The organism is Bradyrhizobium sp. LA6.8 (assembly GCF_040547935.1).
Taxonomy (GTDB): Bacteria; Pseudomonadota; Alphaproteobacteria; order Rhizobiales; family Xanthobacteraceae; genus Bradyrhizobium; species Bradyrhizobium barranii.
Map to the genome: position 1 here is coordinate 1 of NZ_JBEPQQ010000010.1, position 24,233 is coordinate 24,233.

General features: G+C 65.8%; 22 protein-coding genes. 12 read left to right on the forward strand and 10 right to left on the reverse strand.

Annotation, left to right across the window (positions count from 1 at the left end; all coding sequences use genetic code 11):
• Positions 1-232 precede the first annotated feature (232 nt).
• Together ABIA90_RS36160 and ABIA90_RS36165 are read left to right on the forward strand one after the other, a co-directional pair.
• Positions 233-1,162: a glycine reductase gene (locus tag ABIA90_RS36160; RefSeq protein ID WP_354120950.1), complete on the forward strand. Its 930-nt coding sequence runs from the start codon at positions 233-235 to the stop codon at positions 1,160-1,162.
• A 36-nt stretch (positions 1,163-1,198) separates the two neighbouring features.
• A complete protein-coding gene (locus ABIA90_RS36165) occupies positions 1,199-2,392 on the forward strand; it encodes a CaiB/BaiF CoA transferase family protein (protein ID WP_354120951.1) in 1,194 nt (397 codons plus the stop codon).
• A 108-nt stretch (positions 2,393-2,500) separates the two neighbouring features.
• Here the strand turns inward: ABIA90_RS36165 and ABIA90_RS36170 are convergent, their stop codons facing one another.
• The gene (locus ABIA90_RS36170) at positions 2,501-3,265 is read right to left on the reverse strand and encodes an SOS response-associated peptidase (RefSeq protein WP_354120952.1); all 765 of its coding nucleotides are present in this window, start codon (positions 3,263-3,265) and stop codon (positions 2,501-2,503) included.
• A 63-nt stretch (positions 3,266-3,328) separates the two neighbouring features.
• Here ABIA90_RS36170 and ABIA90_RS36175 point away from each other — a divergent pair, with 63 nt between their 5' ends.
• From ABIA90_RS36175 to ABIA90_RS36190, 4 genes are all read left to right on the forward strand, one after another.
• Positions 3,329-3,829, forward strand: coding sequence for a hypothetical protein (locus ABIA90_RS36175; RefSeq protein WP_354120953.1), 501 nt, complete (start codon positions 3,329-3,331; stop codon positions 3,827-3,829).
• Positions 3,830-3,859: 30 nt separating this feature from the next.
• Positions 3,860-4,294: an NUDIX hydrolase gene (locus ABIA90_RS36180; RefSeq protein ID WP_354120954.1), complete on the forward strand. Its 435-nt coding sequence runs from the start codon at positions 3,860-3,862 to the stop codon at positions 4,292-4,294.
• 47 nt (positions 4,295-4,341) lie between these two features.
• On the forward strand, positions 4,342-4,719 hold the full coding sequence (locus ABIA90_RS36185; RefSeq protein ID WP_011085347.1) for a TIGR02301 family protein: 378 nt from the start codon (positions 4,342-4,344) through the stop codon (positions 4,717-4,719).
• A 277-nt stretch (positions 4,720-4,996) separates the two neighbouring features.
• Positions 4,997-5,263, forward strand: a complete 267-nt coding sequence (locus tag ABIA90_RS36190; protein ID WP_014497305.1) for a hypothetical protein — start codon at positions 4,997-4,999, stop codon at positions 5,261-5,263.
• Between the two features lie 196 nt (positions 5,264-5,459).
• On the opposite strand, the gene ABIA90_RS36195 is transcribed toward ABIA90_RS36190, so the two are convergent.
• The 5 genes from ABIA90_RS36195 to ABIA90_RS36215 form a co-directional block, all read right to left on the reverse strand.
• The gene (locus ABIA90_RS36195) at positions 5,460-5,780 is read right to left on the reverse strand and encodes a cupredoxin domain-containing protein (RefSeq protein ID WP_354120955.1); all 321 of its coding nucleotides are present in this window, start codon (positions 5,778-5,780) and stop codon (positions 5,460-5,462) included.
• Positions 5,781-5,789: 9 nt separating this feature from the next.
• Positions 5,790-6,323, reverse strand: coding sequence for a DUF4142 domain-containing protein (locus ABIA90_RS36200; protein WP_247314219.1), 534 nt, complete (start codon positions 6,321-6,323; stop codon positions 5,790-5,792).
• A gap of 88 nt (positions 6,324-6,411) precedes the next feature.
• Positions 6,412-7,101 (reverse strand): RNA polymerase sigma factor, encoded by a 690-nt coding sequence (locus ABIA90_RS36205; RefSeq protein ID WP_354120956.1) that lies wholly within the window; start codon positions 7,099-7,101, stop codon positions 6,412-6,414.
• A 108-nt stretch (positions 7,102-7,209) separates the two neighbouring features.
• On the reverse strand, positions 7,210-8,079 hold the full coding sequence (locus ABIA90_RS36210) for a sulfurtransferase (protein WP_354120957.1): 870 nt from the start codon (positions 8,077-8,079) through the stop codon (positions 7,210-7,212).
• A gap of 157 nt (positions 8,080-8,236) precedes the next feature.
• Complete coding sequence (locus tag ABIA90_RS36215) at positions 8,237-9,571, reverse strand: dihydroorotase (RefSeq protein WP_071916114.1); 1,335 nt, start codon at positions 9,569-9,571, stop codon at positions 8,237-8,239.
• Positions 9,572-9,672: 101 nt separating this feature from the next.
• Here ABIA90_RS36215 and ygfZ point away from each other — a divergent pair, with 101 nt between their 5' ends.
• The 6 genes from ygfZ to ABIA90_RS36245 all read left to right on the forward strand — a co-directional run bounded on the left by ygfZ (position 9,673) and on the right by ABIA90_RS36245 (position 16,229).
• Positions 9,673-10,548, forward strand: coding sequence for a CAF17-like 4Fe-4S cluster assembly/insertion protein YgfZ (ygfZ, locus tag ABIA90_RS36220; RefSeq protein WP_354120958.1), 876 nt, complete (start codon positions 9,673-9,675; stop codon positions 10,546-10,548).
• Positions 10,545-11,171: a DNA-3-methyladenine glycosylase I gene (locus tag ABIA90_RS36225; RefSeq protein WP_354120959.1), complete on the forward strand. Its 627-nt coding sequence runs from the start codon at positions 10,545-10,547 to the stop codon at positions 11,169-11,171. Before ygfZ ends, ABIA90_RS36225 begins: the two co-directional genes overlap by 4 nt.
• Positions 11,168-11,782: a YfbR-like 5'-deoxynucleotidase gene (locus ABIA90_RS36230; RefSeq protein WP_085402572.1), complete on the forward strand. Its 615-nt coding sequence runs from the start codon at positions 11,168-11,170 to the stop codon at positions 11,780-11,782. Before ABIA90_RS36225 ends, ABIA90_RS36230 begins: the two co-directional genes overlap by 4 nt.
• 144 nt (positions 11,783-11,926) lie before the next feature.
• Positions 11,927-12,433, forward strand: coding sequence for a tyrosine phosphatase family protein (locus ABIA90_RS36235; RefSeq protein WP_028152156.1), 507 nt, complete (start codon positions 11,927-11,929; stop codon positions 12,431-12,433).
• A gap of 19 nt (positions 12,434-12,452) precedes the next feature.
• Positions 12,453-13,421 carry an NUDIX hydrolase gene (locus ABIA90_RS36240; protein ID WP_063985091.1) on the forward strand — a complete coding sequence of 323 codons (969 nt, stop codon included), beginning with the start codon at positions 12,453-12,455 and terminating at the stop codon, positions 13,419-13,421.
• 51 nt (positions 13,422-13,472) lie between these two features.
• Positions 13,473-16,229: a DUF2339 domain-containing protein gene (locus ABIA90_RS36245; RefSeq protein WP_354120960.1), complete on the forward strand. Its 2,757-nt coding sequence runs from the start codon at positions 13,473-13,475 to the stop codon at positions 16,227-16,229.
• Positions 16,230-16,232: 3 nt separating this feature from the next.
• Here the strand turns inward: ABIA90_RS36245 and ABIA90_RS36250 are convergent, their stop codons facing one another.
• The 4 genes from ABIA90_RS36250 to ABIA90_RS36265 form a co-directional block, all read right to left on the reverse strand.
• Positions 16,233-17,921 carry a methyl-accepting chemotaxis protein gene (locus ABIA90_RS36250; RefSeq protein ID WP_354120961.1) on the reverse strand — a complete coding sequence of 563 codons (1,689 nt, stop codon included), beginning with the start codon at positions 17,919-17,921 and terminating at the stop codon, positions 16,233-16,235.
• Between the two features lie 284 nt (positions 17,922-18,205).
• A complete protein-coding gene (locus ABIA90_RS36255) occupies positions 18,206-20,176 on the reverse strand; it encodes a methyl-accepting chemotaxis protein (RefSeq protein WP_354120962.1) in 1,971 nt (656 codons plus the stop codon).
• A gap of 205 nt (positions 20,177-20,381) precedes the next feature.
• Positions 20,382-22,088 (reverse strand): methyl-accepting chemotaxis protein, encoded by a 1,707-nt coding sequence (locus ABIA90_RS36260; RefSeq protein WP_354120963.1) that lies wholly within the window; start codon positions 22,086-22,088, stop codon positions 20,382-20,384.
• A 179-nt stretch (positions 22,089-22,267) separates the two neighbouring features.
• On the reverse strand, positions 22,268-24,010 hold the full coding sequence (locus ABIA90_RS36265; RefSeq protein ID WP_354120964.1) for a methyl-accepting chemotaxis protein: 1,743 nt from the start codon (positions 24,008-24,010) through the stop codon (positions 22,268-22,270).
• Between the last annotated feature and the right edge of the window lie 223 nt (positions 24,011-24,233).

A 24,233-nucleotide genomic window follows, 5' to 3' on the forward strand; every position in this document is an offset into this window, starting at 1 on the left:
CACAAAGCTCGGCTGTCCCGTCCGCTTGACCGCCATCGCTACCCTCCAAGGCTTTGCCCTAGGGAATCACAATTGACGAATTACGCAACAGGCCCACAAAGGGAGAGGGTCGGCACCGTCCGCGCCGCACCATCCTCATCTGCAATTCAGACCTGCGCCGCCCCGCTCCCCGTTGAGCTACCCCAAAACTATCTCTAGTCTGCCTCTCAACAAGAACCAGGAGACGCGCCCCATGTCCGCCCCGCGCGACGATGAATTCGGCTTTGCGCCCGACTACGACTCCCCCGTCCCCTATATGCAGCGCACGCGCGATTATTACACCGCGATCGGCTACGCCACGCCGTATCGCTGGGCGCATTACACGCAGGCGCCGTTCCAGCCGCTGAAGAAACCGCTGTCGCAATCGCGCCTGACGATCATCACCACGGCCGCGCCTTACGATCCCACCAAGGGCGACCAGGGGCCGGGCGCGGCGTATAATGGCGGCGCGAAATTCTACCAGGTCTATGACGGCGACACCTCGAAGCAGCACGATCTGCGCATCTCGCACATCGGCTACGACCGCAAGCACACCACGGCGACCGACAACGGCACCTGGTTTCCGCTGCCGCAGCTTTTGAAGGCATCTGCCGCAGGCCGCATCGGCGAGATCGCGCCGCGTTTCTTCGGCGCGCCGACCAATCGCAGCCATCGCGTCACGCTCGACACCGACGCGCCGGAAATCCTGGCGCGCTGCCTTGCCGACAAGGTCGATGTCGCCGTGCTGGTGCCGAACTGCCCGGTCTGCCACCAGACCACCGCACTGGTGGCGCGGCATCTCGAGGCCAACGGCATTCCGACCGTGGTGATGGGCTGCGCCAAGGACATCATCGAGCACGCCGCCGTGCCGCGCTTTTTGTTCTCGGACTTCCCGCTCGGCAATTCCGCCGGCAAGCCGCACGACGTCGCCTCGCAAGCGCAGACGCTGGAGCTCGCGCTGACGCTGCTGGAAAGCGCGAGCGGGCCGCAGACCACGATGCAGTCGCCGCTGCGCTGGAGCGAGGACGCCTCCTGGAAGCTCGACTACAACAACGTCGCACAGCTTTCGCCTGAAGAGCTGGCGCGCCGCCGCGCCGAATTCGACAAGCAGAAGGAGATCGCGCGCGGCAACCGCGCCGCCTGACGTCCTCCGACAACAACAAACAATGGGGAGAGCGACGTGACGCGACCGTTCGAGGGCGTGAAGATCCTGGACTTCACGCAAGTGCTGGCCGGCCCCTATGCGAGCTACCAGCTCGCGCTGCTGGGGGCCGACGTGATCAAGGTCGAACGGCGCGAGGGCGAGGACATGCGCCGCACGCCGCTCAGCCGCGAATGGGCCGAGCGCGGACTCGCGCCGGCGTTCCAGGCCATCAACGGCAACAAGCGCAGCCTGACGCTCGATTTGCAAAAGCCCGACGCCATCGCGATCGTGAAGAAGCTCGTGGCTCAAGTCGACGTCGTCATGGAGAACTTTCGCCCCGGCGTGATGGACAAGCTCGGGATCGGCTATGAGGCGCTCTCCGCGATCAATCCAAAACTGATCTATTGCGCCGTGTCCGGCTTCGGCCAGACCGGCCCGGACCGCCTGCGGCCCGGCTATGACGGCAAGATGCAGGCGCTGTCGGGCATCATGGCAATCACCGGCCACCCGGAGACTGGGCCGACGCGCGCGGGCTTTGCGGTGTGCGACGTGCTCTCGGGCGCCACGGCCGCATTCGGCGTGTCGAGTGCGCTGTATCAGCGCGACCGCACCGGCAAGGGACAGCTCATTGACGTCTCGATGCTTGAGGCGACGATGGCGTTTCTCTCGGGGCAGATCGCGGACTGGTCGGTCGCCGGGCATCGCCAGCAGCTGTCGGGCAACCAGGCCGTCAGCCGCCGGACCACGGCAAATCTGTTCAAATGCGGCGACGGCCACATCCTGCTCGCCGTCAACAACGAGAAGCAGTATCGCGCGCTGATGTCCGCGCTCGGCCGCGAGGACACGCTGTCAGACCCGCGCTTCGCCGACTGGTTCGCGCGCAACGAGAACGAGAGCGCATTGCGCGCCATCATCGAGGAGGCGCTGGCGGCCAGGCCTGCGCGCGAGTGGGAGACAATCCTGGAAGATGCCGGCGCGCCCTGCGCCAGCATCTGGAAGGTCGAGGAGGTCATCGATCATCCGCAAATCCAGGCCCGCGGCGCGATCCAGGAGCTGGATACGCCCTACGGCCGCCTGCGCTTTGCCGGCAGCGGCTTCAAGCTCGCCCATGGCGGCGGCCGGCTGGACCGGATGGCGCCGGAATTGGGTGCGGATACGGATGCGGTGCTGGGCGAGCTGGGATTTGATGCAGCGGAGATCGCGGCGCTCAGGGCGAAAGAGATCGTGTAGATTGCGTAAGGTGGGCAAAGGCGCAACGCGCCGTGCCCACCATCTATCCACTTGTTTGAAACACGATGGTGGGCACGCTTCGCTTTGCCCACCCTACGGCACCGCCGCCTAAAACAACGACCCCTGCCCGTCATCTGACGAGCTAGCAGCAACCTTCCGGGCCGCCTTCTTCGGCTTCGCAGCCTCTGCCTCGGCCTCCATCTCCTCCGCGCTGATCGGCAACACGAGCTGATCGTCGTCATTGGCGACGCGGTTGACGCGGGTGGAGACCGGGTGCCAGGCGAATTCACCGATGCGCGGGGTGGACATCAGCGGCAACACGGCATCGACATCGTCGCCGCGGCTGTCGAGCCAGCGCTCGAAATCGCGTGGGCTGATGGTGACGGGCACGCGGTCATGCAGGGCGGCGAGATCCTCGCCTGCCGCCGCCGTGACGATCGCGACGGTGTCGAGCTCCTCACCGTTCGGCCCGACCCAGGTCTCGAATACCGCAGCAAAGCCGAGCGGCTCGCCGTCGGCGCGGTGGATGAAGAAGGGCTGCTTGCGGCCGCCCTCCGCCTTCCATTCATAATAGCCGTCGGCCGGGATCAGGCCGCGGCGCCTCCGAATCGCGTTCTTGAAGGCAGGCTTTTCCAGCACCGTCTCGGAGCGCGCGTTGATCAGGAGCGTAAATCCCTTGGGATCCTTGACCCAGCCCGGCAACAATCCCCAGCGCATCAAGCGGAAATGGCGCGCGCCGTTCTCGAGCAGCACGACCGGAATCGGTTGTGTCGGCGCGACGTTGTACCGTGACGGGAAATTCGGCTGCTCGACATAGCCGAACAGTTGCCGCAAAGCCGCGGGGGGCGAAGTTATGACGAAGCGTCCACACATCCTTGGGTATCTATATAGGGTCCGTTCAGGTCGTTTTAACCCCGAACGCTAACACTGCGGCAGATGAGCTCAAAGGCCTCCCAACCCGCGCGGACGCATGTACAGACGGGCCCCGAGGCTGCCGCCTGGGCCGAGCGGCTGCGCGCGGCCAACATCAACCCGCGAACCGGGCTTGCCACCGACTATCTCAACCATTTCAATGAAGCCGTGATGCTGCTGGAAATGGTCCCTGATATGCCGGAATGCGCCGAAGATTTTTTAACCTGGTCGCCGCTGTCCTATGCCGAGCATTTCACCGCGTCGAATTTCAAGGCACGGGATCTGGCCATCGAAGCCTATGAGAAGGCCGATCCGAACGTGCGCGCCCAGTTCGACCACATCACTGATACCATGACCTCGATTCTCACAGCGGTCGGCTCGGCCATGCGCGAGGTCGAGAAGGACACGACCCGCGTCCGCCTCGCCGAGCAGGCCACGCTCTGGGTCAAGCCGCTGATCGCGGCCTGCGGCGGCATCATCAATGGCGGCGCGGAAGCCGACGTCGACACCATCATGGCGAATTGAGCCAAGGGCTGTTGAAGGGTTGTTGAAGATATGCCTGCGGTCATCCAGCCCACCCACCCACAGATCGCGGTCAGCGCCGCCATCTTCCGCGACGGCAAGGTACTTCTGACCCGCCGCGCCCGCTCACCCGCCAAGGGGTTCTATTCGCTGCCGGGCGGCCGGGTCGAGTTCGGCGAATCGCTGCACCAGGCGCTGGCGCGGGAGGTCGACGAGGAGACCGGGCTCGCCATCGAGATCATTGGCCTCGCCGGCTGGCGCGAGGTGCTGCCGGCCGCCCCCGGCGCCGGCCATTATCTGATCATGTCCTTTGCCGCCCGCTGGGTGGCCAAGGAGCCGGCTCTCAACGACGAGCTCGACGACTACCGCTGGATCGCCCCGGACGCCCTGGCGAGCCTCGGCGACCTCAAGCCGACCGGGGGGCTGGAGGAGGTCATCCAGTCGGCCGCCCGGCTGATCGGGCCCTGACTGCCCCGTCTTGCGTCCTCCGCCCCGAGGGGGCATACACCCCGCCGATGTCCACGCGATTTCTGGCCATTTTTGCCCTGATTCTCGCCTGCGCCTCCGTGCCCACGAGGGCCCAGGACGTGGCGGCGCCGTTTGACGCCGATTTGCAGCGGCTGGCGGAGATTTTGGGCGGCCTGCACTATCTGCGCGGCATCTGCGGGTCCAACGAGGGCAACAAATGGCGCAGCGAGATGCAGGCGCTGATCGATGCCGAAACCCCCTCGGGCGAGCGCCGCACCCGCATGATCGCCGGCTTCAACCGCGGCTATAACGGCTTCCAGCAGACCTATCGGAGCTGCACGCCGGCCGCGACGGTGGCGATCCGCCGCTATATCGAGGAAGGCTCGAAGATCTCGCGCGATCTCACGGCGCGTTACGCGAACTGAGCGCATCTCCTCATCCTAAGGAGCGCGCTCTTCGCGCGCGTCTCGAAGGATGCAAAGCCCCGCTGCCGCAGCACGGCCTCTATGGTTCGAGACGGCGCTAACGCGCCTCCTCACCATGAGGGTCGAACCTTCGAACGCGCATCTGGAACCCTGTCATCGACTTTGTTCACAGCCGTTAACCGTTCCTAAAGATGTGGCCTAGCGGGCGTTAATACGCGTGCTACACCTTTCGTACAGCGCATCGCCGTGGATCGCGCCCCAGCCCTGATCGAGTTTCATGAGCCATTCAGTGTCCTACGCCCCCGCCCGCGCGCCGCTGCCCGATCACGAGCAGAAACAGGCCGCGCTGAGCTATCTCAACGAGGCCTGGGCCGAAGCGCGCCATGATGGCGTCGACGGCGACTGCCTGGCGCAGGCGAGCCTGTTTGCGGCATTCGCCGAGCTCGTCGGCACCTACGGCGAGGATGCGGTGGCGAAATTCGTCGAGGGCTTTCCGGGCCGCATCCGCAACGGCGAATTCTCGGTCACTCTCGCAAGGCAGTAAGCTGCTTGCGAAAAATGACCCCGCCACACGGGCGGGGCCAGTCTACGGATGAATGACCTGGCGAACGGGATCTGGCGAACAGGTTCGCGAAGTCTGCTGCGTTTATCGCACGGAAGCCGCCTCCCCCGGACAAGCATTAGTCTCGCGATGACCGGGAGATATTCCCACTACGATCGGGAATGCACTCCCTCCTCCCTCACGGCGCGACCTTGAGCGTCGCTTTCATGTTGGGATGATAGCGGCAGTAATAATCGACTGTTCCCGCCCTCTTCAGAACAAACGTTGCCGACTTCTTCGGTGGCAGCATCACGTCGAAATCGCCGCTCTTCGCCGTGGCGGTGTGCGCGAACACGTCCTTGTTGATCCATTCGATGGTATCGCCGACCTTCGCGGACGTTTCGGCCGGTGAAACCACGAGATTGTCCATTGTGATCTGAATGGTCGCGGCGCGCGCCGGGACGACGATCGACAGCAAGACGACCGCAAGCGCGATCGAAGCGAGGCGTCCCGGCTTCATCCCACCCTCCTATTTCAGCTCGGCCGCGACATGCTCGGCGTGCTGCTGATGGCCCTGAAAAATCTTCAGGCCGGTCTGCAACAGGCTCTTGAGCTCGGCATTGCCGGCGGACGGGATGAGCTGGGTTTCCAGCGCGCCGTTGACCGCCTTGTGGTAGGCGACCTCGTTCGCGACATAGGCCTTGTCGAAGGCCGCGCCGCTCAGCTTGTCGAGCTCAGCCAGCTTGTCGCTCGCCTGCTTCGACAGCGCCTTGCTGGTATCGTTGTCTTCAGGCGTAACGTTCAGCTTCTTGACCAGCGCCAGCGCCTGCTTGTTGACCGCCTCGTGGTCGCGCAGCATGTCCTCGGCAAACGCCTTGACGTCCTTGTTCTTGGCCTTTTTCTGCGCCTGCTTGGCCGCGTTGATGTCGATCACGCCCGCGGTGTAGGCGATGTGAGCGATCTGCGGATCGGTGGGCTTGTCGGCTGCGCTCGCGCCTTGCAGCAGCGCCGGGCTCGACAACAGAATTGCCGCGGCGATCGCCGTGCTCCATCGGGTGAACATGTTTGAAACTCCTGTGCTGCCGGACGGTTTGCCGGCGTTGCTTCACAGGCGTTGGATGGGATTTTCGCGCAAACGTTCCCGAAAAACTTCAGCCGCCGCTGGCGAGCCGCTTCAGCACCGATACGGTTAGCCGCTCGCAGCGCCACCCGGCGAACGGGAACGCATCCATCACCACCGGACCGATCTCCTTCTCGACGTTCTCGCGCAGCATGGTGCGCGCACGGTGCAGCCGCGTCTTCACGGTCTCGGGCTTGACGCCGAGCAGATCGGCGGTCTCCTCGATGTTCATCCCCTCCATGACGCGCGCGACGAAGACCATGCGGAAGACATCCGGCAGTTCGTCGATTGCGCGTTCGACGACGCGCTGGATTTCACGTTGGGCCATGGTCCTTTCCGGATCGCCTGCGGGAGAAACGGGAAATTTTATGATCTGCGCGTCGAGCGCCTCTTCCGGCAGAGCGCTGAGCTCGATATGCGGCCTGCGGCTTCGCGCCCGGCCAAGCGCCTCGTTGATGGCAATGCGCGACAGCCAGGTCGACAGCCCGGACTCGCCGCGAAAGTCGTCCAGATGGGTAAAGGCCCGGACATACGTTTCCTGCACCACGTCCTCGGCTTCGCTGTCGCTGCGCAGGATACCGCGCGCTAGACGGTAGAGCCTGCGGTTGTTGGCCTGCATGATCTCGCGCAACGCGGCCTCGTCACGGCCCCGCGCGCGGTCGACCAGTTCGGCTTCCGATGCTCTGGCGCCGGCGGACAGGCCGGCTGCGGTCCGCTGCATGGTGGTCACCTGTTTCCATTCGTTCCGGACATTGGATGCAGGCCTGCGATAAAGGTTCCCGACTTTCTTCCTTACCCTCCCCTGGAGGGGGGAGGGTAAGGAAGTCCCCTAGTCCGTCTCGATCGGCAGTGCCGGATCCCTCGCCCATTCGCCCATGGAGGCATCGTACAGCGTCAGCTTGTCGTAGCCGAGCTGCGTCAGCATCAAGAGGTCGATCGTCGCCGAGATGCCGCCGCCGCAATAGCAGATCACATTCTTGTCGCGCGTAACGCCCTGGGCCGCGAATTTCGCTTCGGCATCGGCAAGCGTCGTCAGTGTCTTGTCGGCCTTGGCGAGCGTGGCCGCGGGCACGTTGACGCTGCCGGGTACGCGGCCGGGCCGGCCGTAGCGGCTCGGCTCGAGGCCTTGATGAAATTGCGGCCCGAGCGCGTTGACGATCACGGTCGAGGGATCGCCGATCCGCGCCTTCACGGTGGTCTTGTCGACGAAGAAGTCCGCGCGCGGCGCGGCCTTGAAGGTGGTGGCGGGATAGCCCTTCGGCGCGCCCGTCTCGACCGGGCGCCCCTCGTCCTTCCATTTGTCAAAACCGCCGTCGAGCACCTGTGCATCGACACCGAGCGAGCGCAGCATCCACCAGAATCGCGTCGACCACATCATGGTGCCGATGCTGTAGAGCACGATGGTCTTGGATGCGTCAGCGCCGTGGCGACCGAAGGCGGCCTCTAGCTGGGGCACGCCAGCCATCATGAAGAGCTGTTGCGCGGAGGTGTCGGAGAACTCGCCTTGCAGGTCGAGGAAATCGGCGCCGGGGATGTGGCCGGCCGCGAACGTCTTGTCGCCGGGCACCGCGCGATAGGGCACATCGCTACCGGGCGGCACCGGCTCGTTATAGGTCGTGCAGTCGTAGAGGCGGAGGTTGGGATCGCCGAGAATCGCGGCGAGTTGCACAGTGGTGATGAGGGGCGTCGGTTGGGACATCGGACTGCTCTCCCGTTCGAGAGGAAGTGTAGACCTCTCCCCTCGTCATTGCGAGCGCAGCGAAGCAATCCAGACTACCACCGCGGAGGGATTCTGGATTGCTTCGCTGCGCTCGCAATGACGGGTGGGGAGGCACTGTGCGTCCCCACACATCACCTTACTGCTTCAGCGTCTCCAGAAACCGCACCGGCTCGCCCTGCGAGGCCGTCACCAGTTCGCCCTGCCACATCACGCGGCGGCCGCGGATGAAGGTGCCGACGGGCCAGCCCGTGACGCGAACGCCGTCATAGGGGGTCCAGCCGGCCTTCGACGCCACCCATTTGTTGGTGATGGTCTCGCTGCGCTTCAAGTCGACGACCGTGAAATCGGCGTCGTAGCCCGCGGCAATGCGGCCCTTGCAGGCCATGTTGTAGAGACGCGCGGGGCCGGCGCTGGTGAGATCGACGAAGCGCGCCAGCGACAGGCGGCCGGCGTTGACGTGGTCGAGCATGAGCGGCACCAGCGTTTGCACCCCGGTCATGCCGGAGGGCGAGGCCGGATAGGTCTTCGACTTCTCTTCCAGCGTATGCGGGGCATGGTCGGAGCCGAGCACGTCGATGATGCCCTGCTCGATGCCGCGCCAGATGCCGGCGCGGTGATCGGCCCCGCGCACCGGCGGGTTCATCTGCGCCAGCGTGCCGAGCCGCTCGTAGCATTCGGGTGCGACCAGCGTGAGATGATGCGGCGTCGCCTCGCAGGAAGCGACATCCTTGTGGTCGCGCAGGAACTCGATCTCTTCCTTGGTCGAGATGTGCAGCACATGGATGCGCTTGCCGGTCTCGTGCGCGAGCTTGACCAGCCGCTGCGTCGCCATCAGCGCCGCGGTCTCGTCGCGCCAGACCGGATGCGAACGCGGATCGCCCTCGATGCGCAGCGACTTGCGGTCGTTGAGGCGGTATTCGTCTTCGGCGTGGAAGGCGGCGCGGCGGCGGATCACCTGGAAGATGCGGCGCAGGCTCTCGTCGTCCTCCACCAGCAGCGCGCCGGTCGACGAGCCGATGAACACCTTGACGCCCGCGCAGCCGGGCGCGCGCTCCAGCACCGGCAGATCCTGCACGTTCTCGCGGGTGCCGCCGATGAAGAAGGCGAAATCGCAATGCATGCGATGATGGGCACGCTTCACCTTGTCGGTGAAGGTGGCCTCCGTCACGGTCAATGGCGACGTGTTCGGCATCTCGAACACGGCGGTGACGCCGCCCATCACGGCGCTGCGCGACCCTGTCTCGAGGTCTTCCTTCTGCTCCAGCCCGGGCTCGCGGAAATGCACCTGAGTGTCCATCACGCCGGGCAGGATGTGGAGGCCCTTGCAGTCGATCACCTCAGCGGCTGAGGCCTGCGACAGCGGGCCCAGCTCCGCGATGCGGCCGTTAGTGATGCCGATATCACGAATACCCTCGCCGTCCTGGTTGACGACGGTGCCGCCTTTGAGGATCACATCGAAGCGCTGGGTCATGGCTGAAGGCCTCTCTCATCCCCAAGCGCGGGGCTTGAGGTCTTGTCGTTTATGCCTTGCGGGCTTACGTTCCGGAGCAACATGTCGCAAGAGATTTTCACATGAAATCAGCGTTTCTTCCCGACCGGAGCGTGGTCAAGGTCGCGGGCGAGGACGCGCGCAACTTCCTCAACGGCCTGATCACGACCGATCTCGACAAGCTGAAGCCGGGCCTGGGGCGATTCGGTGCGCTGCTGACGCCGCAGGGCAAGATCATCGTGGATTTCCTGATCACCGAGGTGCCGGCAGGCCATGGCGGCGGGTTCCTGATCGACTGTCCGAAGGCGCTGGCCGAGGGCCTCGCCACCAAGCTGAAATTCTACAAGCTGCGCGCCAAGGTCACGGTGGAAAACCTCGATCTCGGTGTGCTCGCGGCCTGGGACGGTCAGCCTGCGGCGCAGCCGGACCTTGCATTCGCCGATCCGCGCAATGATGCGCTCGGCACTCGCATCCTGATCCCCGAAGATCTCAAGCAGAAGCTGTCCGATCTCATCGGCGCCGAGCTGGTCGACGCCTCCGAATACGAGGCGCATCGCATTGCGCTCGGCGTGCCGCGCGGCGGGCTCGATTTCATGTACAGCGATGCGTTCCCGCACGAGACCAACATGGACCGTCTCGCCGGCGTCGATTTCGACAAGGGCTGCTATGTCGGCCAGGAGGTCGTCTCGCGCATGCAGCATCGCGGCACCGCGCGCACCCGCAGCGTCAAGGTGCTGCTCGATGACCTCTCGCCGGAGGCCGGCGTCAGTGTTATGGCCGGCGACAAGCCGGTTGGCACGATGGGCTCGTCCGCGCAGGGCAAGGGCATCGCGCTGGTACGTATCGACCGCGTTGCGGACGCGCTCGATGCCGGCCAGCCGCTCACCGCCGGCGGCCTCGCCGTGAGGCTCGCCGAACCCGACGTCGTCCGCATTCCCCTGAAGCAGCCCACCGCATGAGCCGAGCCCCCCGCCTGCATCCCGACGGAAAGACCCGCTGCCCCTGGCCCGGCGAAGACCCGCTCTATGTCGCCTATCACGACACCGAATGGGGCGTGCCGGAATATGACGACCGTGCGCTCTATGAAAAGCTGATCCTCGACGGCTTCCAGGCCGGCCTCTCCTGGATCACGATCCTGCGCAAGCGGGACAATTTCCGCAAAGCCTTCGACGATTTTCAGCCGGAGAAGATCGCGCGCTACAACGACAAGAAGGTGCACGCACTGATGAACGATGCCGGCATCGTGCGCAACCGCGCCAAGATCGACGGCGCGATCCTGAGCGCGAAATCGTATCTCGACATCATGGAGAAGGGCCCGGGCTTCTCGAAGCTGTTGTGGGACTTCATGGACGGACGGCCCAAGGTCAACAAGTTCAAGACCACTGCGAGCGTGCCGGCCTCGACGCCGCTGTCGATGCAGATCTCCAAGGAACTGTCCTCGCGCGGTTTCAAATTCGTCGGTCCGACCATCGTCTATGCCTTCATGGAGGCGACCGGCATGGTCAACGACCATCTCGTCGACTGCCATTGTCACACGAGCTGCGGCAAGACGCAGCGCAAGCCGCGCCTCAAGGCCAAATGACCGCGAAGAAAACGGCACGCGACGTGGCATCCCGCGCCTGGCAGCGCATGCTGTCGGGCCGCCGGCTCGATCTGCTCGATCCCTCTCCGCTCGATGTCGAGATCGCCGACATCGCGCATGGGCTGGCGCGCGTGGCGCGCTGGAACGGGCAGACCACCGGCGCGCACATCTTCTCGGTCGCGCAGCATACGCTTCTGGTGGAGACCGTAATGCGGCACGAGATGCCGCGCGTCGACGAGCGCATGCGGCTCGCCGCGCTGCTGCACGATGCGCCCGAATACGTGATCGGCGACATGATCTCGCCGTTCAAGGCCGTGCTCGACGGCCACTACAAGGCGGTGGAGAAGCGCCTGCTCGGCGCCATCCACATCCGCTTCGGCCTACCGCCGGCGCTGCCCGAGGAGATCACGCAAGCCATCAAGGCCGCCGATCGCGGGGCGGCCTATCTGGAGGCAACCGAGCTTGCCGGCTTCAGCGAAAGCGAGGCGAAGCGCCTGTTCGGCAGGGACCCCGGCCTCTCCGACAGCGTCCGGCGCGACTACCTCACGCCCTGGACCGCGGCGCGGGCCGAGAAGCAGTTTCTGGAGCGGTTCAACGCGGTGTTCGCGTAGCATCATCCCTTCGTAGGGTGGGCAAAGCGAAGCGTGCCCACCAAACTAGCCGCGGTGTGCGCGGTGCGAAACGGTGGGCACGGCGCGATGCGCCTTTGCCCACCCTACGAGCGCTCGCTATAATCAGCGGCAAAAAGGTCCGCCATGATCCACGTCTGTTCCCTCGCCGCCCTTCCCGAAACCGTCCGCCTCACCAGGGCCAGCCATGTGCTGACCGTCATGGCCAATGTCGAGCAGGTGGCACGTCCGGTGTCGGTGCTGCCGGCCAACCATCTCAAGGTGTCGATGGACGACATCACCGAGGAGATGGACGGCTTCACCGCACCATCCGAAGCTCATATCGACCAGGTGCTGAATTTCGTGCGCGGCTGGGACCGCAGCGCGCCGCTGGTGGTGCATTGCTATGCCGGCATCAGCCGCTCCACTGCGAGCGCCTTTGCGGCCGTCTGCGCCCTCAATCCGGATCGCGACGAGATCGAGATCGCCAAGAAGATCCGCGCGGCCTCCCCGATCGCCTCGCCGAACCGCCGCATCGTCGGTCTTGCCGACCGCGCGCTCGGACGCAACGGCCGCATGCTGCGCGCGCTCGACGAGATGGGCCCGGGCGCCATGATGGTCGAGGGCCGCCCCTTCGTGATCGAGCTCGAATGACAACTGCGACATCAGCCGCATGAGCGACACGCAGCTGACGCCGATCGAGATCGGCCTGACCGCGGCGATCGTCGCGATCGAGGATCATGAGCCGCTGATCCTCACCGCGCACAGCAGTGATGGGCTGGCGGGCCTGCCGTTCGGGCCGTTCGATGCGCCCAGCCATCGCACGTTCGAGATCGGCCTGCGCGCCTGGGTCGAGGCGCAGGCGGGCTTGCGGCTCGGCTATGTCGAGCAGCTCTACACGTTCGGCGATCGTGGCCGTCATGCCGAGGCCGGCGACACCGGTGCGCATATGGTGTCGATCGGCTATCTGGCGCTGACGCGCGCGGTGGGCGGCGAGCTCGCAGCGACCGGCGCGAGCTTCGAACCGTGGTATCGCTTCCTCCCCTGGGAAGACTGGCGCGAGGAGCCGCCTGCGATCATCGCCCGTGACATCATTCCGGCGCTGACGCTATGGGCCGAGGAGGAGACGCCAGAGACCACACGCGCTCTGCCGCGCCGGGATCGCGTGCGGTTCTATTTCGGTCTCGACGGCGCGCCCTGGGACGAGGAGCGCGTGCTCGACCGCTACGAGCTCTTGTACGAGGCCGGGCTGATCGAGGAGGCGCGGCGCGACGGCCGTCCTGCGGCATTGGCGCGCAAGCAGCTTCCCGCGCTCGGCACCTCCATGCGGTTCGATCACCGCCGGATTCTCGCGACAGCGATCGCGCGGCTGCGTGCAAAACTGAAGTATCGTCCTGTGGTGTTTGAACTTTTGACCGCGGAGTTCACACTCACTGAACTGCAGTACACGGTGGAGGCGATCTCCGGCCGGCACCTGCACAAACAAAATTTCCGCCGCCTGGTCGAAACCGAAGCCTTGGTCGAACCGACCGGGGTGATGTCGACACAGACCGGCGGACGGCCGGCGGCGCTCTACCGCTTCCGCCGCGACGTGCTCCAGGAACGACCCGCGCCGGGCTTGCGCGTACGCTCCCGGCGCTAGATCCTAGGATTTGCGTGACCGGCCCCTGCCCGCCGGTTGCCTGGAGGCTTCATGTTCGACGGCCCGTTTGACGTCTTTGCGCTGATCATTGCGATCATCGCTGTCCTGATCGCGATCAAGGCCTCCAGCCAGGCGGCCGAGCTGCGCCGCCGGCTGGCCTCGCTCGAAGAGATGTTTTACGCGCAGCGGCAGGTGCAGCCACCGCCGCTGATGCCCACGCAGGTGCAGGCCGAGGCGCCCGCGACGACGGCCGCCGAGCCGCCGCCGCTCGCGCCCGAAGCCGAGGCAGCACCGCCTCCGCTCGTCACCGAAGAGGTTTCACCGCGGCCGCTCGCAGCGAGCACCGAAGCCGATGCACCGCCGCCGCTTGCGGCGAGCACCGAGGCCTACGCACCGCCGCCTTTGCCCGCGCCGGCACCTGATATTAGAGAGCCTGGCTTCGAGGAGCGGCTCGGCACGCGCTGGGTGGTCTGGATCGGCGGCCTCGCGCTCGCGCTCGGCGGCTTCTTCATGGTGCGCTATTCGATCGAGGCGGGCCTCGTCGGCCCCGGCGTGCGCGTGTTCCTCGGCGGGCTGTTCGCAGCCGCGCTACTGGGCGCCGGCGAATGGTCGCGGCGCAAGGAGAGCATCTCCAACATCGCGGCGCTGCCGATCGCCAACATCCCCGCGATCCTCACCGCGGCCGGAACGGCCGTGGCGTTCGCGACCATCTACGCGGCCTATGCGCTCTATGGCTTCCTCGTGCCCGCCACCGCTTTCGTGCTGCTCGGCATCGTCGCGATGGGCACGCTCGCCGCGGCACTGTTGCATGGGCCCGCACTCGCGGGCCTCGGCGTGGTCGGCGCGTTCGTGACGCCGATCCTCGTCTCCAGCGGCAAGCCGGATTATTGGGCGCTTTATATTTATCTTGCGATCGTCACCGCCGCGAGCTTCGGTCTCGCCCGCATCCGGCTGTGGCGCTGGCTCGCGGTCACCACCATCGCCTTCGCCGTGCTCTGGATCTTCCCGGGGCTCGATACCAGCGAGCTACAGGTCGCGCCGCACGCCTTCCATGCGATCGCGGGCTTCGTACTCGCCGCGCTGCTCGTGGTCTGCGGCTTCATGTTCGGCCCGACCATCGAGGACGGCGAGATCGAGCCGGTGTCGTCGAGCTCGCTCGGCGCCTATCTGTTCGGCGCGATGCTGATCGTGCTGTCTAGCGCGCATGCGGACCTTGCGCTGATCGCCTTCACGCTTCTCGTTGGTGCGACGCTGTTCGTCGCCTGGCGCGCGCCGGCGGCAACGGGCGCGCTGGGCGCGGCCGCAGCGACCGTCTTCATCGTGTTCGCCGAATGGGCGGTGCGCGCCAATCCCGACATGCTGGTGCTGCCGGGCGGCCCGATGCCCGGCGTTGGACCGGTCGCCACCGACAGCTCGGTGACGCTGCATCTGGTGATGGCCGCAATCTTCGCTGCCGGCTTCGGCATCGCGGGCTTTCTCGCGCAGGGCCGCTCGAGCTCGGCGGTCATTCCGGTGGTGTGGTCGGCGGCAGCCGTTGCGACGCCGATCGCGATCCTCGTTGCGCTCTACGCGCGCATCGCCCATCTCGACCGCTCGATCCCCTTTGCGATCCTCGCGGTACTGCTCGCCGCCGCCTTTGGCGCTGCGACCGAAGCGCTGGCGCGCCGCGAAGATCGGCCGGGCGCTGCGACCTCCGTCGCGCTGTTCGCGACCGGCACGCTCGGCGCGCTGGCGCTGGCGCTGACCTTCGCCCTCGAAAAGGGCTGGCTCACCATCGCGCTGGCGCTGATGTCGCTCGGCACGGCCTGGATCTCGCTGCAGCGGCCGATCCCGGTGCTGCGCCGGCTCGCCGCCATCTTTGCCGCGATCGTTACCGCACGCATCGGCTATGATCCGCGCATCGTCGGCGATGCCGTCGGCACCACGCCGATCTTCAACTGGCTATTGTGGGGCTACGGCCTGCCGGCGGCCTCGTTCTGGGGCGCGAGCATCTTCCTGCGCCGCCGCGGCGACGATCCGCCGCTGCGCATCGTGGAGGCTGCCGCGATCCTGTTCACCGCGCTGCTCGCCTTCATGGAGATCCGGCATCTTGCCACCGGCGGCCGCATGACGTCGCCGCCCTCGCTGCTCGAATTTGCCCTGCAAGTCTGCGTCGCGCTCGCGATGGCGATCGGGCTGGAGCGGCTGCGGCTGAGGAGCCGCAGCATCGTTCACAATGTCGGCGCGGTCGCGCTCACCGCGATCGCCGGGCTCATCAGCGTGTTCGGCCTGCTGATCCTGGAGAATCCGTGGCTGCTCTCCAGCGTCGATGTCGGAGGTCTCGCCTTCAACCTGCTGCTGCTCGGCTACGCGCTCCCGGCGGTGCTGATGCTGCTGCTGTCCTATGTGGTGGCAGGACATCGCCCCGTCGCCTATGCGAACACGATTGCCGGCGCTGCGCTGGTGTTCGCGCTCACCTATTTGACGCTGGAGATCCGCCGCTTCTATCACGGCCCGGTCCTGCTCTACGGCGCCACCACGGGTGCGGAGCAATACACCTATTCGATCGGCTGGCTCGGCTTCGGCGTGGTGCTGCTCGGCGTCGGCATTCTCGTCAACTCCGAGCGGGCACGGCTGGCGTCGGCCGCGGTGATCGCGCTGACGATCCTGAAGGCCTTCGTGATCGACATGTCGACGCTGACAGGCGTCTACCGCGCGCTGTCGTTCATGTGCCTCGGCATCGTGCTGGTCGCGATCGGGTGGCTCTACCAGCGCATCCTGTTCCGGCGGCAGATAGCACCGCCGCCGGCTCCGCAGGCGAGCACTTGAGGATCAAGCCGCGCGGACCGACTCCAGGAACTGCGCGACCTCGACTTTGAGCCGCGTGCTGTCGGTCGCCAGCGATTTCGCCGCCGACAGCACCTCCGTCGACGCCGAGCCGGTCTCGATCGCACCGCGCTGAACGTCCGTGATGTTCATCGAGACCTCCTGCGTGCCGACCGAAGCCTGCTGCACGTTGCGCGAGATCTCCTGCGTGGCCGCGCCCTGTTCCTCGACGGCGGCTGCGATGGCCGCCGCCACCTCGGACAGCCGCTCGATGGTGCCGCCGATCTCCTGGATGGCGCTGACGGATTCCTGCGTCGCGGACTGGATCCCGGAGACCTGCGCCCCGATCTCGCCGGTCGCTTTCGCGGTCTGCTCGGCCAGCGCCTTGACCTCGGAGGCGACGACCGCGAAGCCGCGGCCGGCTTCACCGGCACGCGCCGCCTCGATGGTGGCGTTGAGCGCCAGCAGGTTGGTCTGACCGGCGATGGTGTTGATCAGCTCGACCACGTCGCCGATGCGGGATGCCGCCTGCGACAGCGCGTTGACGCGGTCGTTGGTCCGCGTCGCCTGCTCGACGGCCTCCGCGGCCATCCGCGCCGAATCCTGCACGCGGCGGCTGATCTCGGTGATGGAGGACGACAGCTCCTCCGATGCGGACGCAACCGCCTGGACGTTGGTGGAGGCTTCCTCGGACGCCGCAGCGACCACGGTCGCAAGCTCCTGCCCCCGCTGCGCGGTGCTGCTCAGCGTGGTCGCGGATGCCTCGAGCTCGGTCGAGGCCGACGACACGGTGCCGACGACCTCGCCGATCATGGCCTCGAACTTGCGGGTGATGGCGTCGACGCGGCGGCCGCGTTCGATCTTGGCTTCGGCGTCGGCCGCAGCGACTTCGTCGGCGGCCTTCTTGGCGATCAACGCCTCCTTGAAGATCTGGAGCGCATCCGCCATCGAGCCGATCTCGGTCTTCTCGCCGCGATGCGGCACCTCGGCGGAGAGGTCGCCTTCGCCAAGCGACTGCATCGGATGGATGATCGAGGCAATCCCGCGAGAAACGTCACGCACGAGATAATAGGCGGCACCGATCGCGATCACGACCGAGAACACGATGATGCCGACCAGCACGCGGAAGATCGTGGCGTAGCTGTCGGCCGCCTGCTTCGTCTCCAGCTCAGCGCCCCGGTTGTTCATCTCGATGCCCTTCTGGAGCAGCGGATCGGCGGCCTGGGCCATCTTCGCGACCTTGGTCTGCAACAGCTCGTTGGCATCGGTCGGGAAGCGACCGACGCCCTTTCGCGACAGCGCCATGACGTCCTGCACCCCGTTCAGGTACTCGGCCCATGCCTTGCTCCACTGCTCATAGAGCGAACGCTCCTCGGCCGAGGTAATCAGCGGCTCGTAGACCTTGCGGGTCTGGTCGATGCGCGCCTGCAGCGAGGCGAGGCGCTTCTCGGCGGCTTCCTTGCCCTCGACGGTGTCCTGCATCAGGTGCAGGCGCAGCGCGACGCGCAGCTCGTTGATATCGGCGCGAAGCGAGCCGAGCGCACGCACGCTCGGCAGCCAGCTCTCGGCGATCTCGACGGTGTGGGAATTGATACTCTGCATGGTGCCGATCGCCATCACGCCGACGCCGGCGAGCGACAGCACGAGGACCGACAACACGGTCAGAAGCTTGAACACGATCGACAACTTCGACATCACAGCAAATCCCGATGAGACCTAGCAACGCGCAAATCACCTGCGCCGCCATCGTCACGACGGACGACAGGGCGGAAGTCAGTTCAACAATGCTGGCTGATTTTTATCCCGTAAGATTGCGCTCATAGTTGCAAACAGGCGTTAACAGGAGCCTACGTGAAACTACGGAATTCGCTGTCGCCGCCGTTAGATGTTCCGCAATTATTGGTTGCAGTGCAGCAGACATCGCGCGACGCCACACCGGCGCACCGCGATGCGCGGCTCGAACGGAGCAACTGACGACCTCAGGCCGCCCGGACCGACTCCAGGAAGCGCGCGACCTCGCTCTTCAGCCGGTTGCTCTCCTGAGACAGCGATTGCGCCGCTGAATGCACCTGGGCCGACGCAGCCCCGGTCTCGCCTGCACCGCGCTGGACGTTGCCGATATTGGCGGAGACTTCCGAGGTGCCGTGCGCGGCATGCTGGATGTTGCGGGAGATCTCCTGCGTCGCGGCGCCCTGCTCCTCCACCGCTGCGGCGATGGCCGAGGAAATTTCCGACATCCGCGCGATGGTGTCGCCGATCTCCTTGATCGCGCCGACCGAATCCTGCGTCGCGGTCTGGATCGCGCCGATGTGCTGGCTGATCTCGCCGGTGGCCTTCGCGGTCTGCTCGGCGAGCGCCTTCACTTCGGTCGCGACCACCGCAAAGCCCTTGCCGGCCTCGCCCGCACGTGCCGCCTCGATCGTCGCATTCAACGCCAGCAGATTGGTCTGGCTGGCGATGGTGTTGATCAGCTCTACCACGTCGCCGATGCGGCCTGCCGCCTTGCTCAGCTCCGCGACGCGCGCGTTGGTACGCTGGGCCTGCTCCACCGCGACGTCCGCGACGCGGGCCGATTCCTGCACCTGGCGGCTGATCTCCGAGATCGATGTGGTCATCTCCTCGCTCGCGGACGACACCGACTGCACGTTCGCGGACGCCTCCTCCGAGGCCGCCGCCACCGCCGTGGCGAGCCCGTTGCCGCGCTCGGCGGCCTGCGTCAGCGTGTTGGAGGACGCCTCGAGCTCGGTTGCCGCCGACGACACCGTATCGATGATCTCGCCGACTGCGCCTTCAAACCCGTCAGCGAGGCGCTGCATGTCCGCCTTGCGCCGTTCGCGCCCGCGCGCGTCAGCCTCGGCCTGCTCCGCACGCAGCCGCTCTGCCTCCGCCATGTTGGTCCTGAACACCTCGACCGCGCCGGCCATCTCGCCGATCTCGTCCTTGCGCCCGACACCGGGGACGGAGATCGAAAGCTCGCCGCGTGCCAGCCGCGTCATCGCACCGACCATGCCGGACAGCGCCTTCGAGATCGAGCGCCCGAGGAAGAAGCCGACCACGGCGAGCACGACGACGGTGACGGCGAAAGCGATCATCATCCACATGCGCACGGCATCGCGCGTTGCGGCCTCGGCGGCGTCCGCCTGCCTGTACATGGCGTCGACGGCGGCCCGCACCTCGACCATGGAGGGTTCGAGCTCGCGGAACGTCTTCATCATGCTGGCGTCCAGCGCAGCGCTCTGCTGCGCGGTCTCGGCCCAGGCCGCGAACTCGGACTGGTATTTCTGGAGCTTGGCCGTGATGTCGTTCATCACCGCCGTCGGGACTGCGACCACCTCGATCGCCTTGGAGAATTCGACCCCGGCCTTCTTCACTTCGGCAATGTATTTGGGGTCGCGCCGCAGCATGAAGTCCTTCTCGTGCCGGCGCATCATCAGCATCCAGCTCGTCGTCCTGGGATCGTCGATCTCCTTGAGCTTCACCTCGATGTCGTGCACGGCGGCGCGGAGCGAGCCGGACAGGCCAAGCGTCTCGTTCAGCCCGAGTCTGGTCTCGGCCACGACGAGCGCCTTGAAATCCTCGGCATAACGTTTGAAGCCGTCATGCGCCTGCCTGGTCTTGTCGGACAGCGCGCTCATGCCGCCGGCCGCCATCAACCGCTCGACCTCGTCGAAATCGCGGTTGATCGGTCCCATCAGCTCGGCATGGGCCTTGGCGTAGCTTTCGTTGCGGCGCTGCTGAAAATTCTTCTCGTTGCGGCGCGCCTCCAGCATCTCGATCGTGAGCTGCTTGTTGAGGTCAGCGATCGCGCGGGCGCGGTTGGCAACGGTGCGGGAGGCGTCCTGAGAGAGGCTGCCGATCTCGTAGATCGCGCCGAAGACGACGAGACCGACAAGGCCGAAGAGTCCGATCGCCATGACCTTGTGGGTGAGGCGAATGGAGAAGCCGCTCATTGAATGTGCTCCGATACGTTCGATACGCAATACAGGGAGGGCGACTCGGCACCCGAATATTGCGAGATCATGACTGCATCGGTTTTCCGGAAGGTTAACCGTGCAGACCTTCTCACCGCGGCATCGGCTGTGGACGCATGCGAACCGCCACGCGGCCTCGCGCGGCGGTTGCAATCGGCGGACGATGGGCTGAGGACGGCCGCCCTCAGGCGGCGCGCACCGTGGTGAGGAACTTCCCGACCTCGAGCTTGAGGCGGTTGCTGTCGCCGGACAGCGACTGCGCAGCCGAAAGCACCTGCGACGACGCCGAGCCGGTCTCGCTCGCACCGCGCTGGACGTCGGTGATGTTGGACGACACTTGATGGGTGCCTTCCGCCGCCTGCTGCACGTTGCGGGAGATTTCCTGCGTCGCCGCGCCCTGCTCCTCCACCGCCGCCGCGATCGCCGAAGAGATCTCCGACAGCCGTTCGATGGTGTCGCTGATGTCCTTGATGGCGCCGACCGATTCCTGGGTAGCAGACTGGATGCCGGAAATCTGCTGGCCGATCTCGCCGGTGGCCTTCGCGGTCTGCTCGGCAAGCGCCTTCACTTCGGAAGCGACCACGGCAAATCCGCGGCCCGCTTCGCCTGCACGCGCAGCCTCGATCGTGGCGTTGAGCGCCAGCAGGTTGGTCTGGCCGGCGATGGTGTTGATCAGCTCCACGACGTCGCCGATCCGCGTCGCCGCCTTCGACAGCTCGCTGACACGTTCGGTGGTGGTGCGGGCCTGGCCGACGGCTTCGCTCGCCACGCGCGCGGATTCCTGCACCTGGCGGCTGATCTCGGTGATCGAGGACGACAACTCCTCGGTCGCCGAGGCCACCGACTGCACGTTGGTGGAGGCTTCCTCCGAGGCCGAAGCGACCACGGTCGCAAGCTGCTGCGCGTGCTCCGCGGTCGAGGTCAGCGTCGTCGCGGAAGCCTCGAGCTCGGTCGAGGCCGAGCTCACGGTCTCGATCACCTCGCCGACGGCGGTTTCAAACTGGTCGGCAAGCCGGAGCATGTCCTGGCGACGCTGCGCCGCGCTGCGCTGCTCCATCTCCTTCTGCTCGGCTTCCATCCGGATCTTGGCAAGGCCGTTCTCCCGGAACACTTCCGCGGTCTTGGCGACTTCGCCGACTTCGTCCTTGCGGTCAAGGCCGGCGATCTCGACCTGATAGCGGCCGGAGGCAAGCTCCTGGAGCACACCGACGATCATGCGGATCGGCCGCGCGATGCCGTACTGACCGATGATGAAGCCCAACGCGCCGCCGATGATGACACCGAGGCCTGCGAGGATGATCAGGAAGCGTGACGTCGATTCATACCGCTCGCGCGCTTCCTTGCTCTTCTCCTCGACGCGCGTATTCAGCCGATCGGCGAGTTCGCGGATCTTGCCTTGAAGGTTCTCCGCAGCGGTCCTGCTCTTCATCGCGATGTCGCGCAGCTTGTCTGCGCTGTCGCTGAGCTTCGCCGACTTCTCAGCATCGACGGCCGCGAGCGTCGTGTCCATCTGGCTCTTGTAAGCCGAGAACGCCTCGCGCACGCCCGGGAGCAGCGTCTTGGCCTTCTCGTCCGGGGTCTGGCTGACCTCGTCGAAACGCTCCTGATACTGCTTGAGCTGGGCGTTGATGACATCACGCGCGGCGAGGCGATTGTCGTCACGCGGATCAAGCGCACTGCGGAATTCAGCGCGGTTCAGCGCGATGACGTTCTGGTTGGCGCGCGCGGCGAGCAGGGCCCGCTTGGCCGCGGTCGACATCACGTCGGCCTTTTCGCTGAGATCGCTGAGGGCGGAGACGCCGATCCAGGCGATCGCGGCGCCGATCCCGCACAGCAGGAGGACGATCCCGAGGATCTTGCTCAGGATGCGGAAGCGGCCGAGAAAATGCATGACTGGAATCCTTCATGGACGTTGCCGCTCAAGCGGCTGAATTCCCATGAACTTCGTCCAAAACCATTCCGCTTCCCTTAACCACGTTTGCCGTAGAAACACGGAGTTTTCACCGCGATCGACGCCGCTCTTGCGTTCCGAGAGTTGCGCAGGGAGCAAGGCTCTCCCTGCGGTTTTGGTCAGGCCGCGCGAACGGTACCCAGGAACTTGCCGACCTCGAGCTTGAGGCGATTGCTGTCGCCGGACAGCGACTGCGCCGCCGCCAACACCTGCGAGGACGCCGAGCCGGTCTCGCTCGCGCCGCGCTGCACGTCGGTGATGTTGGACGACACTTGATGGGTGCCTTCCGCCGCCTGCTGCACGTTGCGCGAGATCTCCTGCGTCGCGGCGCCCTGCTCTTCGACCGCAGCCGCGATCGCCGAGGAGATCTCCGACAGCTTCTCGATGGTGTCGCTGATGTCCCTGATGGCGCCGACCGAATGCTCGGTCGCGGCCTGAATGCTGGCGATCTGCTGGCCGATCTCACCGGTCGCCTTCGCGGTCTGCTCGGCAAGCGCCTTGACTTCGGAGGCGACCACGGCAAAACCGCGGCCCGCTTCGCCGGCGCGCGCGGCCTCGATCGTGGCATTGAGCGCCAGCAGATTGGTCTGGCCGGCGATGGTGTTGATCAGCTCCACGACGTCGCCGATCCGCGTCGCCGCCTTCGACAACTCGCTGACACGGTCGGTCGTGGTGCGGGCCTGGCCGACCGCCTCGCTGGCGACGCGCGCAGATTCCTGCACCTGACGGCTGATCTCGGTGATCGACGACGACAGCTCCTCCGTTGCCGACGCCACCGACTGCACGTTGGTGGAGGCCTCTTCGGAGGCCGCCGCGACCACGGTGGTGAGCTGCTGCGTGCGCTCCGCGGTCGAGGTGAGCGTGGTGGCGGATGCTTCAAGCTCCGTGGAAGCCGACGACACCGTACCGACGATCTCGCCGACGGCGCCTTCGAAGCTGTCGGCGAGCCTGCGCATCTCGGACTTGCGCTGCTCGGCCGCGAGCTGATCCTGCCGCGACTTGGCTTCCGCGTCCTCCCGCGCCTTCTGTTCGGACACGATCTTGAATTTCTCGACGGCACCGGCGACTTCGCCGACCTCGTCCTTGCGGCCGAGGCCCGGCAGCACCACAGAGAAATCGCCGCCGGCGAGCTTCTCCATCGCCGCCGTCAATGCGCGCATGGGCCGCGCAATGCTGAAGACGGAGAAGATGCACGCCCCGATCAGAACCAGCGCGACCAGCACGCCGGCGACGAACGAGGTCCGCGCAACGGACGCGGCCTCAGCTTCGGCTTCGGTGCGGGCTTCGGCACTCTTCTGCTTGGCAAAGTTGATGATCTCGTTGGTCAGCTCCGATATCTCTTCGTTGATCGGCGCCAGCATCTCCTTGCGGATGCGGTCGACCTCGGCCACGAGCTTTGCGAGCGGTGCTGCCGCCTCGCCGTCCTTCTTCGCGCTCAGGGCGAGCTCCTGCTTGCGGATCGCTTCGATCTGCTGTTGCCCCTTGCTGAAATTGCCGACCAACACGACCAGGCGGTCGATCCGCTTGTGATTCTCCGGCGAGCGCGACAGCTTCGCCATCTCGTCCGCGAATTTCAGGGCCGCGGTCTGCCGATCGTTGAAATAGGTGACGGCCTTCTGCAACTCGGCCGGCGACGTGGAGCTCAGGATGTCACGAATGCCGATCTGCATCCCGCGGACCGACGCTTTGGCTTCCGCGGCGCTTTGCGCGATCGACTGCTGCCCCGATGCCCCATTGCTGAGCTTCTGAACCGCAGCGTCGCCGTTCATCTGGAGGACGATCATCAGCGCGACGAGCGCGATGGTGAGTGCCGAGGTCACAGCGAGCTTGGTGCCAATTCGCAGGTTCTGAATGAACATCATCGACATAATCCCCGGATACGCATTGCCGCGCCGACGCGCGTGAACAGTCCGGGAAGGCTAACCGCGAGGTTACTCATTAACGTTAAGGGTAGCCGCGGCAGCCTGGGTAGAAATACTGAAATCGTGCTTAAACTACTGCAGTTGCACACTTTTCACGTGCAATGAAATGGAACTCGCGGATTTGCACGCGCTGGCGTCCGTTAACGGTTGCCCGTTCGCGGTC